The 14,545-nt window shown below is 48.4% G+C and carries 10 protein-coding genes and 1 pseudogene; 5 read left to right on the forward strand and 6 right to left on the reverse strand.

Annotated features, from left to right (window positions below; translation table 11 throughout):
- Positions 1-238: 238 nt before the first annotated feature.
- Positions 239-1,264, reverse strand: a complete 1,026-nt coding sequence (locus tag ACO05Z_RS00005; RefSeq protein ID WP_421899094.1) for a radical SAM protein — start codon at positions 1,262-1,264, stop codon at positions 239-241.
- Positions 1,265-1,402: 138 nt separating this feature from the next.
- On the opposite strand from ACO05Z_RS00005, the pseudogene ACO05Z_RS00010 reads away from it, so the two are divergent.
- The 3 genes and pseudogenes from ACO05Z_RS00010 (at position 1,403) to rnhA (ending at position 3,913) form a co-directional block, all read left to right on the forward strand.
- Positions 1,403-2,771: pseudogene (locus ACO05Z_RS00010) on the forward strand (phosphomannomutase/phosphoglucomutase).
- Positions 2,772-2,869: 98 nt separating this feature from the next.
- The gene (locus tag ACO05Z_RS00015) at positions 2,870-3,439 is read left to right on the forward strand and encodes a TPM domain-containing protein (protein WP_421899096.1); all 570 of its coding nucleotides are present in this window, start codon (positions 2,870-2,872) and stop codon (positions 3,437-3,439) included.
- Positions 3,440-3,448: 9 nt separating this feature from the next.
- A complete protein-coding gene (rnhA, locus tag ACO05Z_RS00020; protein WP_421899098.1) occupies positions 3,449-3,913 on the forward strand; it encodes a ribonuclease HI in 465 nt (154 codons plus the stop codon).
- A gap of 45 nt (positions 3,914-3,958) precedes the next feature.
- Here rnhA and ACO05Z_RS00025 read toward each other — a convergent pair whose 3' ends face one another.
- From ACO05Z_RS00025 to hisC, 4 genes are all read right to left on the reverse strand, one after another.
- On the reverse strand, positions 3,959-4,993 hold the full coding sequence (locus ACO05Z_RS00025) for an alpha/beta hydrolase (protein WP_421899100.1): 1,035 nt from the start codon (positions 4,991-4,993) through the stop codon (positions 3,959-3,961).
- Between the two features lie 98 nt (positions 4,994-5,091).
- Positions 5,092-6,537, reverse strand: coding sequence for an HAD-IIB family hydrolase (locus ACO05Z_RS00030; RefSeq protein ID WP_421899102.1), 1,446 nt, complete (start codon positions 6,535-6,537; stop codon positions 5,092-5,094).
- Positions 6,538-6,775: 238 nt separating this feature from the next.
- Positions 6,776-7,447 (reverse strand): (d)CMP kinase, encoded by a 672-nt coding sequence (gene cmk, locus ACO05Z_RS00035; protein ID WP_421899104.1) that lies wholly within the window; start codon positions 7,445-7,447, stop codon positions 6,776-6,778.
- Complete coding sequence (gene hisC, locus ACO05Z_RS00040) at positions 7,447-8,541, reverse strand: histidinol-phosphate transaminase (protein WP_421899106.1); 1,095 nt, start codon at positions 8,539-8,541, stop codon at positions 7,447-7,449. Before hisC ends, cmk begins: the two co-directional genes overlap by 1 nt.
- A gap of 657 nt (positions 8,542-9,198) precedes the next feature.
- Here hisC and ACO05Z_RS00045 point away from each other — a divergent pair.
- Positions 9,199-12,840, forward strand: coding sequence for a hypothetical protein (locus tag ACO05Z_RS00045; RefSeq protein ID WP_421899108.1), 3,642 nt, complete (start codon positions 9,199-9,201; stop codon positions 12,838-12,840).
- 303 nt (positions 12,841-13,143) lie between these two features.
- On the opposite strand, the gene ACO05Z_RS00050 is transcribed toward ACO05Z_RS00045, so the two are convergent.
- Positions 13,144-13,584: a universal stress protein gene (locus ACO05Z_RS00050; protein ID WP_421899110.1), complete on the reverse strand. Its 441-nt coding sequence runs from the start codon at positions 13,582-13,584 to the stop codon at positions 13,144-13,146.
- A 288-nt stretch (positions 13,585-13,872) separates the two neighbouring features.
- Here ACO05Z_RS00050 and ACO05Z_RS00055 point away from each other — a divergent pair, with 288 nt between their 5' ends.
- Entirely contained in the window at positions 13,873-14,361 is a 489-nt protein-coding gene (locus ACO05Z_RS00055; RefSeq protein WP_421899112.1) for a hypothetical protein, read from the forward strand.
- Positions 14,362-14,545 lie beyond the last annotated feature (184 nt).

Consider the following 14,545-nt stretch of genomic DNA (forward strand, 5'->3'; position numbering starts at 1 on the left):
AGTCCCAGTTCATGTAAATTTGATAGGTGAGATAGACCGACATATCAAGGAAAATCGGATATGCAGGCCGGTATGTTACTGAAATAATAACTCCAACGCGAACATTCAGTTTCAGAAAGTGGGCAGAGTTATCGGGTCTTCCTGTGACGCATTAATAAATATGCACAGATTATATCAATTTTTTCTAAAGATAAAACTTTTTCTGGTTATTTAAAATATGGCGGTACGTTTTATCCCGCTAACTTAACAGACTAAGAAAGTATCTGGCATCACTATTTCCCGAGTCTTTTTGCAGGGCTGCAGAGAATGCTTTAAGGCTGCCGGCCATATCACCATGCTGCGAGGCAATAAGACCGCTAATGACATCTACTTGCGGCAGGTCTCCGTAGCTGTTGCGGATAAATTCTGCCCTGGTTTGTGCATCATCAAGACTCTCCTGAATGACCATGTTTTTAGCTAGATTATAGTGGTATGTGAGTTCATAATCCGTATTAAAGGGCTTATGTCCTTTTTCCACTTTCCAGCCAACTGAGGGCGTGCGGTCTGAGAAATTACAATAAGAGCATGCTTCAAGGGGATAGCGGGAACGCCAGAGCACAAAGTCGTGGTAATCGAAATTTTTTAGGTCGTAGGACATATGCGGACAGTTTCGAAATCCTTCGCTGAGCATTCCCTCGGGAGCAAAGCGCTGGTACCCTCCGGCACCGCAACGGTGTATTGTCATATCACGCAGCAGGGCCATGCAGTGGGAGTTGCCGCAGAACCGCTTTACTTCCCTCGGCTCGTCGAATGTTTCCAGTTTGTTAAAGATGGCTTTTTGCGGGAATTCAATGCGCACATGGGGGTTGTATTCTTTGATCAGCATGGCTATGCGGTATGCTTCATCATATCCGCCGAGCCGTTTTTCAATGGTCGGGTAACGGGATATCTTGACCAGTGACATCAGCTGCCAAAGATCTTTGTAGGCCCGTACAGCATCTTCGGAAAGCCAGAAGCCGTTGCTGGTGATGACCATAGGGCGTTTGTATCTTTCCCAGATCTGGAAGGCGAAGCGGGTGATGTCCGAGTGCAGGAAAGGCTCCCCGCCCATAAGTGAAATTGCTCCAAGGTGGAATCTCTCTCCATTGAGAATATCAAGGCCGGGGAAATAGTCCTTGGCTTCATATTCCTTTTCAGGGCAGAACGGGGAATAATTGTGGCACCAGCGGCAGTTATTGTTGCAGTGGTCAACCGTATGTACTTCAACGTATGGTATATTAAACATGACTTGCTGTGCTGCTGCCTTTTTTATAGATTATAGGGTGATATCTGCTTTAGACACATACTCCCAATCCGGGGCTACTGCAAGAACGGGTTGTTATTTATGTTGCTGCAACGGGTTTAGGGGGTACGGGGATATACAATGAAGGAAATCAGAAAGGAAATATTCAGGGCTTACGATATCCGCGGAGTTGTGGATCAGGATTTTGACGAGGAATGGGTTGAGCGTCTGGGCCGAGCTTGCGGTACATGGTTTCGCTCCAAGGGTTGGGACCGGGCTGTGCTTGGCCATGACTGCCGGCATAGCTCTCCTGCTTACCAGCAAGCCCTCGGGCGGGGACTGAATGCTTGCGGTGTGGATGTTCTGTCCCTCAATCTCATACCTACCCCGGCATTATATTTTGCTGCGAAAAAACTCGGCTACAAAGCCGGGGTCATGATTACCGCCAGTCACAATCCGCCTGAATTCAACGGCTTCAAGGTCTGGGGAGGGGAAACCACCATCCATACTGACGATATTCAGGAAATCTACAATATAATGGAATCCGGCAAATTCGTCGAAGGCAGCGGCATGGCTTCCTATCATAATATTGTGCCCTATTATATCGAAGATCTTCTTTCAGGGATTAAGCTGGAACGCCCGGTTAAGGTTGTGCTCGATGGTGGCAACGGTGCCGGGGGCCATATTGCCCTTGAAATGCTTCGTCAGGCCGGGGCTGAGGTGATTCCCCAATACTGTGAACCGGACGGCGATTTTCCTAATCACCACCCGGACCCGGTGGTTGCAGAGTATATGGGTGACCTGTTCAAGGCCGTGGTTGAGCATGGTGCTGAAGTTGGTATCGGTCTTGATGGTGATGCAGACCGCATCGGAGCAGTGGATGAGCAGGGTAACCTTATTCCCGGTGACAGGCTGGTGGCCCTTTATGCCCAGGAAATGCTGGGAACGCAAGTCCGGGGAGACAGTGGTTGCGGACGTAAAATGCAGCCATCTGCTTTTTGATGATATTGCCGAGCATGGCGGTAAACCGCTCATGGCCCGTACCGGGCATTCGGTTATGAAGGCCAAGATGATTGAGACCGGGGCCGGACTGGGCGGTGAGATGAGTGGACATATTTTCTTTGCCGACCGCTTTTACGGTTTTGATGACGGCCTATACTCCGCCTTGCGGTTGCTGGAGATTCTTTCCCGGACTGGCGATTCGATATCCCATATGTGGGACCAGTGGCCGCAGACATATTTCACTCCGGAACTGCGCGTTGAGTATCCTGAAGAAATCAAGTTCACATTGGTTGAAAGGGCGGCCGAGGAACTGGCCAAGGATTATGAAGTAATTGATATTGACGGGGTGCGAGTTGTTTTCGAGGGCGGATGGGCGCTTGTGCGGGCATCCAATACTCAGGCGGCTCTGACCCTGCGTTTCGAAGCTTCATCTCAAGAACAGCTTGAGGAGATAAGGGAGAACGTTGAAAATCTGCTTGATCGCTTGGCTGCCGAGCTTTGTGCATAGCTTCCATTTTTACATGAAAGCAAATACTTGCTACCATTAGTTCTTGAAGGTAAGCCTTTTAATCTGACTTAAACATCAAGCTGAATAAGGTATAATCCATGGCATTGTTTATTAAGCCCCACGGAAAAACCGGTACGGAAAAATTTTTCAGGATGATCGGGATGGTTATAATTCTCGGTCTTGTAGTTTACGCCTTTTGGATGAACAACCAATCTACGCTGGAAAAGATACAGGCCCGCAATGCCCTCTGGGATCAGACCAAGGTTTTGGATCAGTCGGAGCGTGATTTTATTCAGGGCTTTATCAGGAGCATGCGTTCAGAGTTCGGAGTGAAGGTCCGTGTCCAGATCATTCTCGACCCGATCACCGAGCAGGAAGTGGACCCCAAAGAATTGCTGATCGTTATATCTCCGCCCACGCAGGATGTGGGGATGCATTTTCCCGGTCTTGTGCGTCATGCTTTGGGAAAGGAATTTATCTCCGAGCTTGAAAATAAACATTTTGAAAACCATTATTCTGATGAGGAATGGCCCGCATCGCTCATGACCTGCTTGTCCATGATCTGGGAACGGCTGGTTAATGTTGAGTCAGACCAATCTGTCCCTGAAGTTCATACGGAAGAAAATGACAGCATGCCTGATCCTGAATCATCAGCCCACAAGGAATAAGAACAGTTAATGTCTAAGAAGAAACTTACCATCTATACGGACGGTTCCTGTCTCGGTAATCCCGGCAAGGGCGGTTATGGTGCCGTTCTCCTGTTCAACGAGCACCGCAAGGAACTTTCTCAAGGATACAAGAAGACCACTAACAACCGTATGGAAATGCGTGCGGTAATCGCAGCTCTGACTGAGCTTAAGGAACCCTGCGAAGTCACTCTCTATACCGATTCCCAGTATGTGAAGAATGCCTTCACCAAGAAATGGATCGATAATTGGCAGAAGAACGGCTGGAAGACCGCAGCCAAGAAGCCGGTCAAGAACAAGGACCTCTGGTTGCAGTTTATTCCACTGCTGGAAAAACATGATGTGAATTTTCGTTGGGTCAAAGGGCATTCCGGGGACCCGGAAAACGAACGTTGCGACGATCTGGCCCGTACTGCCGCATCGTCCGGCGATTTGATTGAAGACGAAGGCGCTTAAAAATTTAAAGGGTTGGAAGATTAATCTTCCAACCCTTTTTTTGTGCTATTTAATTACATTTGCAATGTCGTTGTAGATTGAAGTCTGCTTAACAAAGCGGGGCTTGCCGTCCAGACTGGTGTCTACATCTGACGCATCCACGAAATCTATACCCGGCAGATCCGCATTGTTGACCACATCTCCAAGCCTGACTCCGAAACGTTTCTTATGGGCTAAAGCCAGCTTGTCGTCACGGCTGGAGGTATAGACCGTGATATGGGCTCTGGTGTTGTGCAGCCTGGGCAGTATTTTTTCGGCAAATTTATTGCGGTTGATGTCCGGCGCGATGAGGATAAGCTCCTTGATGCGATCCATCTCTTCGGGATTAAGCTTCACTTTGGCAAGGGCTTCACAGAGCGGTTCGCACCCCATGCTGCTACCGATGAGATAGATATTCTCCGCTGTGGACTTTTCCGCCACAACCTTCAGAAATTCAACCAGCTGTGGAACTGTGTGGTCCGCGTTTTGTTCGTCCTGCAGGTAATCGCTTTGTGCTGGCCAGCTGAAAAAGAGCGGTGCACCCTGATATTGCAGCTTGTAGCTCATACGTGCAGTACGTTTTGCCGCTTCTGCAAATGAGACATTGAAGCCGTGAACGAAGACCAGAGCGGAGTTCTCCGGATTATCGGAAAGACGTTTGGAGAGAGTTGTCTCAAATGAGCGTTGGGGAAGCGGGCGGACATCTGTGACTTCGTAGCTGCAAGTCGGGCTTAGACCGTAGGAAGTCATGGTGAAGCGGGATTTCTTGAGGTCCTTTATTTCCTTGTCATAAGGAATTGCTACAGTGCAGCCGCCCCAGCTCAGGTTGCCTTGCTCATTACTAAAGGCTTTTTCAGGCGCAGTGCTTCCGCTGGCTTTGCGATCAGTTCCGTAGAAAAGCTCAATCTCTTGAAAGGGATGTTCAGTGGTGAGAGCCCTGGTCAGGTCGTCACTCCACTTATTGAAGGTGTCGGTGCTGCTTTTGGAACAGCCGCAAACAAGCAGCAGTGAGATAAGGGTCAGGACAACTGTTGCTGCTTTTGAAAGGGATAATTTTTTCATGCCGGAGCGACCTCCTTAAATGTACGCAAAGGAATCAGAATTTATTTCTATTCCTTATAACACAACAAAGGAAAGCCGCAACCGGTCTGAAAAAAGTGCTAATTGTAGGTTGCTAACCAGTTATGGGGAATGGACCAGCAGCCGTCCTGTGCAGAATCAACAAGGGCATCCAGCAGGCGGGCAACCCCAAACTCATCACAGGCGGGAATGTGCAGGTCGGCAGCGGGAAGTGCTTCGGGTGCTGCGTTGGCAACCACGGCACTTAAGCCCACATGGCCGAACATGGTCAGGTCGTTCTCGCTATCGCCGATGGCAATGGAGTTTAGATCAGACCAGCCCGCTTCTTTCATGATCTGCATCATTGCGGAATGCTTACCGTGGCCTGCGGGGCCAATTTCAAGGAAATCCTCGGCAGTGCGTACGCAACTCATTCCGTATTTATCGGCAAGGTTGCGGACCAGCTCGCATTGCTCGGCCTGGTCCCGATGGGAAAAGGTCAGGATCTTGATGGCGTTCTTGTCTTCCGGGGTCGGGCCGGATTGGGGCAGGGTTTCGCCTACCATGACAAAGTCGTTGAGTTCTTTAGGTGTCAGTTCTGCCCGGGTCCAGATGCCATCACTTACATATGTTGCGTAGTTGACGTTTGCTTCAAGCAGTGCATCTTCAATGGCCTTGAACGGGGTAACGGTTTCTCCGAACACTTCAAGCTTTCCGTTACGTACGATGACTGAACCGTTAACACCTGCGTGGGAAGTTTGCTCGCCTACTGAGCTGATCAGGTGCGGAACGCTGATCATGTGTTTCCCGGTGATCAGCGAGAAGCGCCCGCCCGCAGTGGTGTAGCGGTTGATAGCGTTAAGTGTCCTACGGTCAATGCGGTCTCCGGGCATGATCAGGGTGTTGTCGATGTCGCAGAAAATCCAAGGGAGATTCTTGCCCTGTGCGCAGGCAATAGTTCTGGTAAAGTCCTGCTGGTTCTGTCGGGAATAGGGCAGAGTCTTGCGCGCAATAGCCGGGGGCACGGAATCAAGGCCGAATCTGTTTTCAAGCTCAACTATGCGTTGCCCAAAAGAATATGATTCTCCCACAGGAGATGTTCTGAAATCGCAGTAGGCTACAGCCTTGTAAATGGGGCAGTCATAGTTGGGGCCGGGAAACTGGGAGTATATTTCTTTCATTTCAGGCATGCTCTCAATTTCAACCGGGGTACTGGAGTGCCAGAGCACTGCCGAGACCAGATCTTCCGGGGCATTGCAATGCGCAAGGTAGGCTGCACCGTCAAGGGGATGGAATCCGGTCTTGCTCAGCTTTTCAGAGTAGCCCACATCGTGGAAAAGAGCTGCGGTGACTACTGTTTCTGCTGTCTCAGTATCGTAATCCATCTGGGCGGCCAGTCTACGGGCAGTCTTACAGGCCTGACGCATATGGGCCAGTCTGGTTGAGTCTGCCGGGAAAAAGGAAGCCGCCAGTTCATCGGTTAGTTCGTTTGAAACCGGACCGAGCGGTTCAGGAAATATTTTTTTCAGAATAGAAGATACGTTCATAAAATGCTCCGTTTGCCGTGAGTAACGGCGAAGCCTAATAAAAGTTTTAGGAGAGTCCAGAGGACCCTTTTTCAAAAGGGTTATTTGGTCCCGCTGAAAGCGCCTCGGAGGGCCGCCGGAGGCATAATTCGTAATTATAGACGCTGTAAAGTCAAGCGACATTTGGGTTATCAAAAGATAATGGCCGTTTGGAAGATCTTCCAAACGGCCTAAAATATTCGTATTTGCGTTTTCGTTTTTACTTAACTTTTTTTTCGGTTTCGAAAACAAGCTTGTCGAAAACTCCGTTGATATCCAGATGGGTGGTGTCCACAAGGATGGAATCTTCGGCGGGCTTGAGCGGGGCAACCTTGCGGTTGCGGTCCTGATCGTCGCGGGCAGCTATCTGTGCGATGAGTTCTGCCATGTCAGCTGGCTTGCCCATGTCCTTGAGCTGTTCGAAACGCCTGCGGGCCCGTTCTTCAAGATCGGCATCAAGAAAGAATTTGCAGGGTGCCTGCGGGAAAATGACTGTGCCCATATCTCTCCCTTCGGCGATAAGGGAAGTTGTTTCGCCGATGGCACGCTGGGCAATCTTCTGGTATTCGCGCACTGCCGGGATTTTAGCCACGTTGGAGGCCCACATACCGACGGTTTCGGTACGGATTTCGTCTGTCAGCGGAGTCCCGTTCAGGCTGAGAGTGGAGCTGCTGCCGCTGCCGGAAAGGGTAAATTCCAGTCCCTTAAGTGCTTCAGCAAGCTTGTCGGCTTCCCAGTTCCAAGAACCTTCGCCCAGCTTCCACGCTGTGCCGCGGAACATGGCTCCGGTATCGAGGTAGGCGATTTCAAAGCGGTCGGCCAGACGCTTGGCAAGGGTGGATTTACCCACGCCAGCGGGACCGTCCAAGGTTATGATGAAAGGTGTGTCCATTAAAGGACCTCCTTAAGTGTTTCTAGAAATACTTTGTTCTCGTGGTCAGTACCCATGTTGACCCGGATGTATTCGCCAAGGCCGAAGCTCTTCAACGGGCGGACAATGATGCCGCGCTTGAGCAGTTCCTCAAAAACTTCCATGGCATCGCGGGTGGGCTTGAACATAATGAAGTTGGCTTGGGAATCAAGTACTTCACAGCCCATTTTGCGGATTTCTTCGGTGAAAAGTTCACGACCGCGCAGGACCACATCCATGGTGGTCTCGAAAAAAGCTTCATCTTCCAGCACGGCAATAGCAGCTTCTTCGGCCAGCAGGTTGACGGTAAAGGGCGCACGCGCGCTTTTGATGTAATCGGCAAGCTGTTTGCTCATGATGCCGTAGCCGATGCGCAGTCCGGCCAGCCCGTAGGCCTTGGAGAAGGTGCGGGTCAGCACGATGTTGGGAAATTCGTCGAACAGGGGGCGCATATCATATTTCTCTGCCGGACGGGCGAATTCAATATACGCTTCATCAATTACCAGCAGGGTCTGTTCGGGGATGGATGCGGCCAGTTCGCGTACTTCGTCAACAGTCACGGCCAGACCTGTGGGGTTGTCCGGGGAGGTCATGAAGACGATGGCTGTTTTTTCGGTAACTTCTTCGCCCAGTGCTTTGAGGGGCTGTTTGTGTCCTTCAGCGCGAGGAATTTGGCGGAAATTGACTGCACAGAGCCGGGACATGAGTCGATACATGCTGAAACAGGATTCATAGGTCAGCACTTCATCCTGCCCGGGATTGGCCTTGATGCGTACCAGCAGGTCGATGACTTCGTCTGATCCGTTGCCGCTGATGATCTGATCTTCGGAAACGCCTGTGCGCTTGGCAATGGCAGCATTCAAGCGCGGGTTGCCGTTATGCGGGTAGCGGAAAACTGAGGGTGCATGACGGTTAATGGCTTTCTGGGCCATGGGAGATGCGCCCAGCGGGTTTTCATTGCTGGCGAGTTTGATAACGGTGTCGAGGCCGTATTTTTCTTTGATTTCCTCGATGGTCAGGCCCGGTGCGTAGGGCTTTGAATCCATCATATCAGAACGGACTTTGATGGCGGACATGCTGGTTCCTTATGGGGCTTGATAAAATTAAACCGATAGACTGGAGAATAAATAAACTAACCGGGAAGGTACGGTTTTATTAGTTTGGAACAGGGTATTTGTCAAAACCTGATCCTGTAATTGGTCGTGAAATCGAGTTTTAAGTCCTGACCTGTCTATGCTGTGTGTTCAGTAATTTAAAATGATTCAAATGAAGAATTTCAAAATATATTTATTGTTTTGTTGAGATTAATTGAGATGGTGGTGTGCATTATTTTTCATAAAACGTCTCCGTAGACAGCGAGTTTTTCTGTTTATGCGGAATTATTTTTCCGTCTTTGTACTTTGAAACTCTATTTTCGGAAATAAATTTCCGATTGCTTCAAAAATATGAGTTCAAAAAGTGTTTTTTTGCATAATTTTTCCGATTTGACAGGGTAGTTTAGTAATAATATTGGGCTATTGTGTGTCTTTTTTTGTGTCGCTTAGCGCCTGCGTTTTTGTGAAGAACGCAGATTTGACCTTCTACAGCGGCGCTTATTTTGAGGAGTCTTTAAGTCGCTCTCAGTGCTTGTTGGTAAAAATCATCAATCGGCAAATATATGTGCATTTGAGAATGTATGTATGGAGGGCAGGCTGAGTTGGTCCTTTGTTATTATATTAAGGGGAGTTTTAAAAATGAAAATGACCAAAAAAATAAAAGCAGCCATTACAGTGGCTGCCATTGCGGGTACATGTGCACTATCCAGCCCGTCTTTTGCGGCCTGGGAATCCGATTCTCCCAGTAAACTGGATGCGAATATTCAAGCTTCAGTTAACGCTGGAGATGAAGGACTTATGGCTGTTGGGGGCGGCGGTAAGGTTTTCCATATCACCGACCCTTCTGTGAATGCGCCGAGCTGGACTCAGGTTTATCCTCCGTCAACTGATGATTTCATAGACGTTATTGCAGATAATCCGGGCAGTGCTGCGGAAAATGATTTTGTCATAATGGCGAAGGACGGCAGAACTTTTATTGCCGAAACAGCAACTGGAAGCTGGACTGACATCACTAACCCTTTGTTTGCTGTACTTGGCAATGAAAGGTCCAAGGATTCGTCCGGACAAGAGAAGGGGATGGTCGGACTGGCGGCGGTAGCTAACGATAGATACGTCGCAGTTACAAACAGTGGTGCACTTGTTGGTAAAATAAGTAAGGCTACTAACTGGATTCCTAATGGTTCTATTGACTTAAGAGCAGGTTTTGCAACTGATGGTTTCAGAGGCGTCGTTAAACTGGATGAGAATACTGCTCTTGTCTTTGGTCACAGCGCTGAAGGTGCTGACGGCAAAAACTTAGCAAAGGTTACAGTTTCTGGAGAAATCTCCACTTGGAGTCTTGCGGAAAAATATAAGGTTGCAAACTGCCCTAATATCAACGCTGTAACTGTTACTTCTGCTGGTATCTTTGTTGCCGGTGATAACGGAAAGGTTGTCAAACTGGCTTCTGATTTAAGTGATGTAGGCGATGCAGCAGCCATGACAGCCTCTGATACCGCTCCTTCGCTTACTGAAACTTTCAACGCTGTTGCTTACAATACAGATGGTAATTTCGGTTATGTAGCCGGTTCTGCCGGTAAAATGTACCGCATTGACCTTGCCGCAAGCACGCACAAGCTTAAGGCTGTAGCTTCAACAGGGACCACGAAAGATTTGAATGCCTTGGCTATGGTCAATGGTGCAACTGAAGGAAGTGTGTCCGGTTTATACAGAACTTTTGCCTCCGGTGATGATGGGACTTCTATTTATACAAATGAAGGCTTTTGGAATGATATGAGTCAGGATGGTAAGGTTATAGCTACTGACGGTACTGCTTTCTATGTAGCTTTAGCGTCAGGTGAGGTTAAAAAATCTTCTGACGCTGGAAAAAATTGGAGCTCTGTATCTACTTCTGCAGGAACAGCTATTGGGAACGGGAAGTCCTTTTCTTATCTTGATGGTACTGATAAGTTGCGCATAGTAGCTACAGGGACAAATCCTTCTGAGATTTTTAATCTGCATGAGGGGGGGGCTACCAAGTATACACTCAACAATTTGAAGCACTTTGCAGTTGATGATGGGAATGGACGTATTTACGCAACAGCTTCCGATTCTGCCAGAGTCTTTTATGCAGATATGGGGTCAGACTGCGCAGATATGGCTACACAGTCTGCTTCATTAGATACCCAGCTCACCAATGGTGGAGATGGTATGGCTGCTACCTCAAAAGGCATCTATTTTTTTGATGGTGGCAAGATTAAAGCGCTTGTAGATACTTCTAATTATTTGGATCTTATTCCTGATGAGTCGAACAAACTCGTAGAAGTTGCAAGGGTTATGGCTTATCTTTCCGGTATCCCCCCTTTAAAAATTTTTGAAAGTACCGCTGAAGGTGAATTCTGCGTCGTGGGTGATGATGGTGGCGAAGCCAGAGTTTGCTGGTTTAGTGACAGTGGTGTTGGCGCTTCTGATGATGTAACTGACAGACACACAGCTTTTACAGGAGTTAGCGGTTTGCCCTTTCCTGGAGGTGCAACTTCTTTGATCCTTGGAATTAATGGTCGCGCTTCTGATTTTACCGTTACAACTGCAACTAAAGTATATCGTTACACATCCAGTGGGAGATGGAACGATTGCGGTAACGTTCCTGAAGGGACAGAGCTTGATTCCATCACCAATGCGCTTAGGGTTGGTTCGAAATTTTTTGCAGTTGGTGACAACTCGGAAATCGCTTATTCTGAGGGAGGAAATTTCTTCTCCGTCGGTTCTGATAACTTCCCGGTAAGCGCAACCATCAACTCAGCTTTTAACGCAACTGAATCTAATATCTATGCTGCTGGTCAGGACGGTCTTGTGGTTAAGGGCTACAGGTCCACATCTTCCGGTACAACTTGGTATAACCGTTACACAGATAAGTTCTTCGGCGCCAGAGACTTCAAAAAAATTACCGGCGTAGGTGACAAACGTTTTGTGGCATACGGTGAATCTGGAACTGACCTTGCGTGGATGGACAGGACTGATCATAACTGGACTGCCATCACCGTAGGCGCTGGAGATGATATTAATACCTTGAATGATATTCAGCCTCTTGATGCTGAAACCTTGTATGTGGCTAACAGTCAGGATGTCGGTTTGGTTAAAGGTGTTCTGAGCGGTAACGAGATTACCTATACTGACCAGATTAAAAGCGGATCAAGCTCCTCTACGTTGGATATGCCTGAAGCGCTTACTGCCTTGAGTGTTGTCGATGCGGATAACATTTATGCTGTAAGCGGAACTAAGTTGTATAAGTTCAGTGATCGTTCCGGTGATGAGTGGGAAATCGCAAATGTTGCCCCCACTGATGACGCGCAAAATCTGACTGATATTGTCGCTCTGTCTGTAGACAAGGTTTATGCTGTCGGCGAAAACGGTTACGCGCTCTTCTACGATGGAACAGAGACAAAAGTTCTGCCCAAAGCAGGAGACTCCAACTTCAACGCATGCTGGGCAGGCGCAGGATTTCTTTACGCGACTGACGGTAGCGGCAATATTCATACTTACAATGAAAAGACCAAAGCCTGGACAACTGAGGATGTTGCAGCAGAAACATCTTTCAAAGATATTACCGGCTCTATTAAGCATAAATACCTTATGGCAGTAGGCAGTGGAGGCGCCACTTACCTGACCACACTTGCCGCTGGTTCTGATGATTCCGGAGACTCCGGCGCTGCGGAAGAGACTTATGTCACAAATATTACCGGTGACTCCGCTGTGGTTAACTCTGAGGTTCCCAAGCACATTGAGCCTGAAGCATTGGCCTCTGCTTACAACACTCCCCCGGAAATGGCTGTTGTTTGCGATGTGCAGGAATTCACCACAACTGGTGGCGTTGCCGATGGTTCTACCCATACCTTCACTTTCAATTTCACACCGACATCAGATTACGCATTTAATGATGTTGTTCTCTACAAGTTGAAGAGTGATGGGACCAACCTCACTTACAACCGCGTGAGCGCTGCTCCTGCGAGCCCGACTTCCGGTGATTTCTGGATTACCACCACTGGTGGCGATCCTGTTGGCGCAGGCCAAACCCTTACTTCCGGTACTGCTTACTCTGTCTGCTTCGCAATTGAAGATAACAGCCAGTACGATAACGATTCTACTCCCGGAAAGATCACTGACCCGGCTGTTCTCGGTACCAGCTCCGGTTCAGGTTCTTCCGGTTGCGTCTTCAACCCGACCCAGACCTTCGGTATGGAGTGGCTGATGCTGGCCTTCGCGCCTGTTGCAGCGTTCTTCCGCAGCAGATTCAAGAAATAGTATCCGTTACCAACGTAACTTGATGCCATAATAGATAAGGCTCCTTATTTAACAGAATGAGGGGCCTTTTTTTTACGTACTAAGCCAACCTTCCCATCCATGGCAGCCGCATCGAAATAAATCCTATTTATTTAAATAAAAACATAGCTCTCCGTCCATGGCAGCCACACCGAAATAAATCCTATTTATTTAAAATTAAAAACTTAGCCCCCCGTCCATGGCTAGACGGAGGGCTTCTGAGGTTAGTGAGGCATGACCTGTTGACTGGGGGTGACAGCCCTCAGGTCGGTTATGAGGTTATTCCTAGGAGGGTCTGACAGTAAGAACAGGACTCTTGGCGGACTTAACCACCTTTTCTGCCACGGAACCGAACAGGATGCGGTCAATGCCTGCACGCCCATGGGTACCCATGACGATCATGTCTGCGTTTTCGCTTTCGGCAATGGCGAGGATTTCCTCGGCTGCGTAACCGGTGACGACCTTACCGTTGGCAGTTACGTCCTTGAAGTTTTCTTCAATGAAAGTTGCCATAGTGGAGTCTGCACCTGTTACAATTTCACCTACAAAATTTTCAATGGAACTGGGCGGTACATGGAAACCCACGTACTGATCCAGTGAAGGGGCCACGTAAAGGCAGATAATGTCAGCTCCCAAAGTCTTGGCCAGGGTGCTCGCGTATTCTGCAACAACGGGGCTGTGATCCGAAAAGTCCACTGCACAGAGTATCTTCTTGATTTCAGCCATATCCTACCTCCATAATTCATAAGGTTGTGCATGGAAAGAAAGTGCATTTCAAAAATTCTTACTTCAAATAATATCTGATTATTACCGACATGGACAAGCTTTTTCTTATACTTTATCCTGCAAGAGGAAAAAATGTCTTGCTGCGGTTGATCTTAAGTAGAATGTGGCAGTATTTTCCGAGTGTTTAAGAATTCTAAAGTCAGTTAAATCAGCCTATTGGTCAAAAGTCTAGACTTTGGCAAGGTCATTGCATAGACAAGGGTGAAACCAAAGGCTGAGGAGTAAAATATGAAGATAAGTCCTGAACAGATTGAAGCCTTAAAGCTGCAACAGCAGCAGGAAAACAAGGCAAAGAAGGTTGACGGGGCAGCGTTCGGCGAATTCCTTAATCAGGAAGTCCAGCAGGGTGCAGCGCAGCAGAATGGCGCAGCATCAGCCCCGCCGGTGCCGGGTCTTCAGGTCAATCCCCTGTTGCAGGTGCAGCAGGCCGCTCAGGTTCAGCAGACCGCTCAGGTCAGCGAAAGTGAGTTTGTCGGCAAGGTGGAAGACCTTTTCGGAAAGCTTGAAAGCTATGCCCAACAGCTTGGTTCCTCTGGCGAGGGCGGACTGAAGCAGGCCTATTCGACTCTTGAAGGTATTCAAGGTGGAGTTGAGTCCCTTAAGAAGGATTGGCCCGGTGTGCAAAGCGAGAATCCGGAACTCGGTTCCATCGTATCCGAACTGGAAACAGTGGCCGTGACCGAACAGATCAAATTTAACCGGGGAGACTACGTGTAGTCGCTCATGCGTAATCTCCCCGCGTAAGATTCTTTCTTACGCGAGAAAGCCGCTCATCTGCTTAAGGATGGGCGGCTTTTTAAGTGCTTTCAAAGTCGTTGTGATAATCATCAAATCGATAGCTGCCGAAATGGATTTACGTTAGCTGACGTTGGATATTGGTTATCTATTTCAGCTTAATATC

Source organism: Maridesulfovibrio sp. (assembly GCF_965230075.1).
Taxonomy (GTDB): domain Bacteria; phylum Desulfobacterota; class Desulfovibrionia; order Desulfovibrionales; family Desulfovibrionaceae; genus Maridesulfovibrio.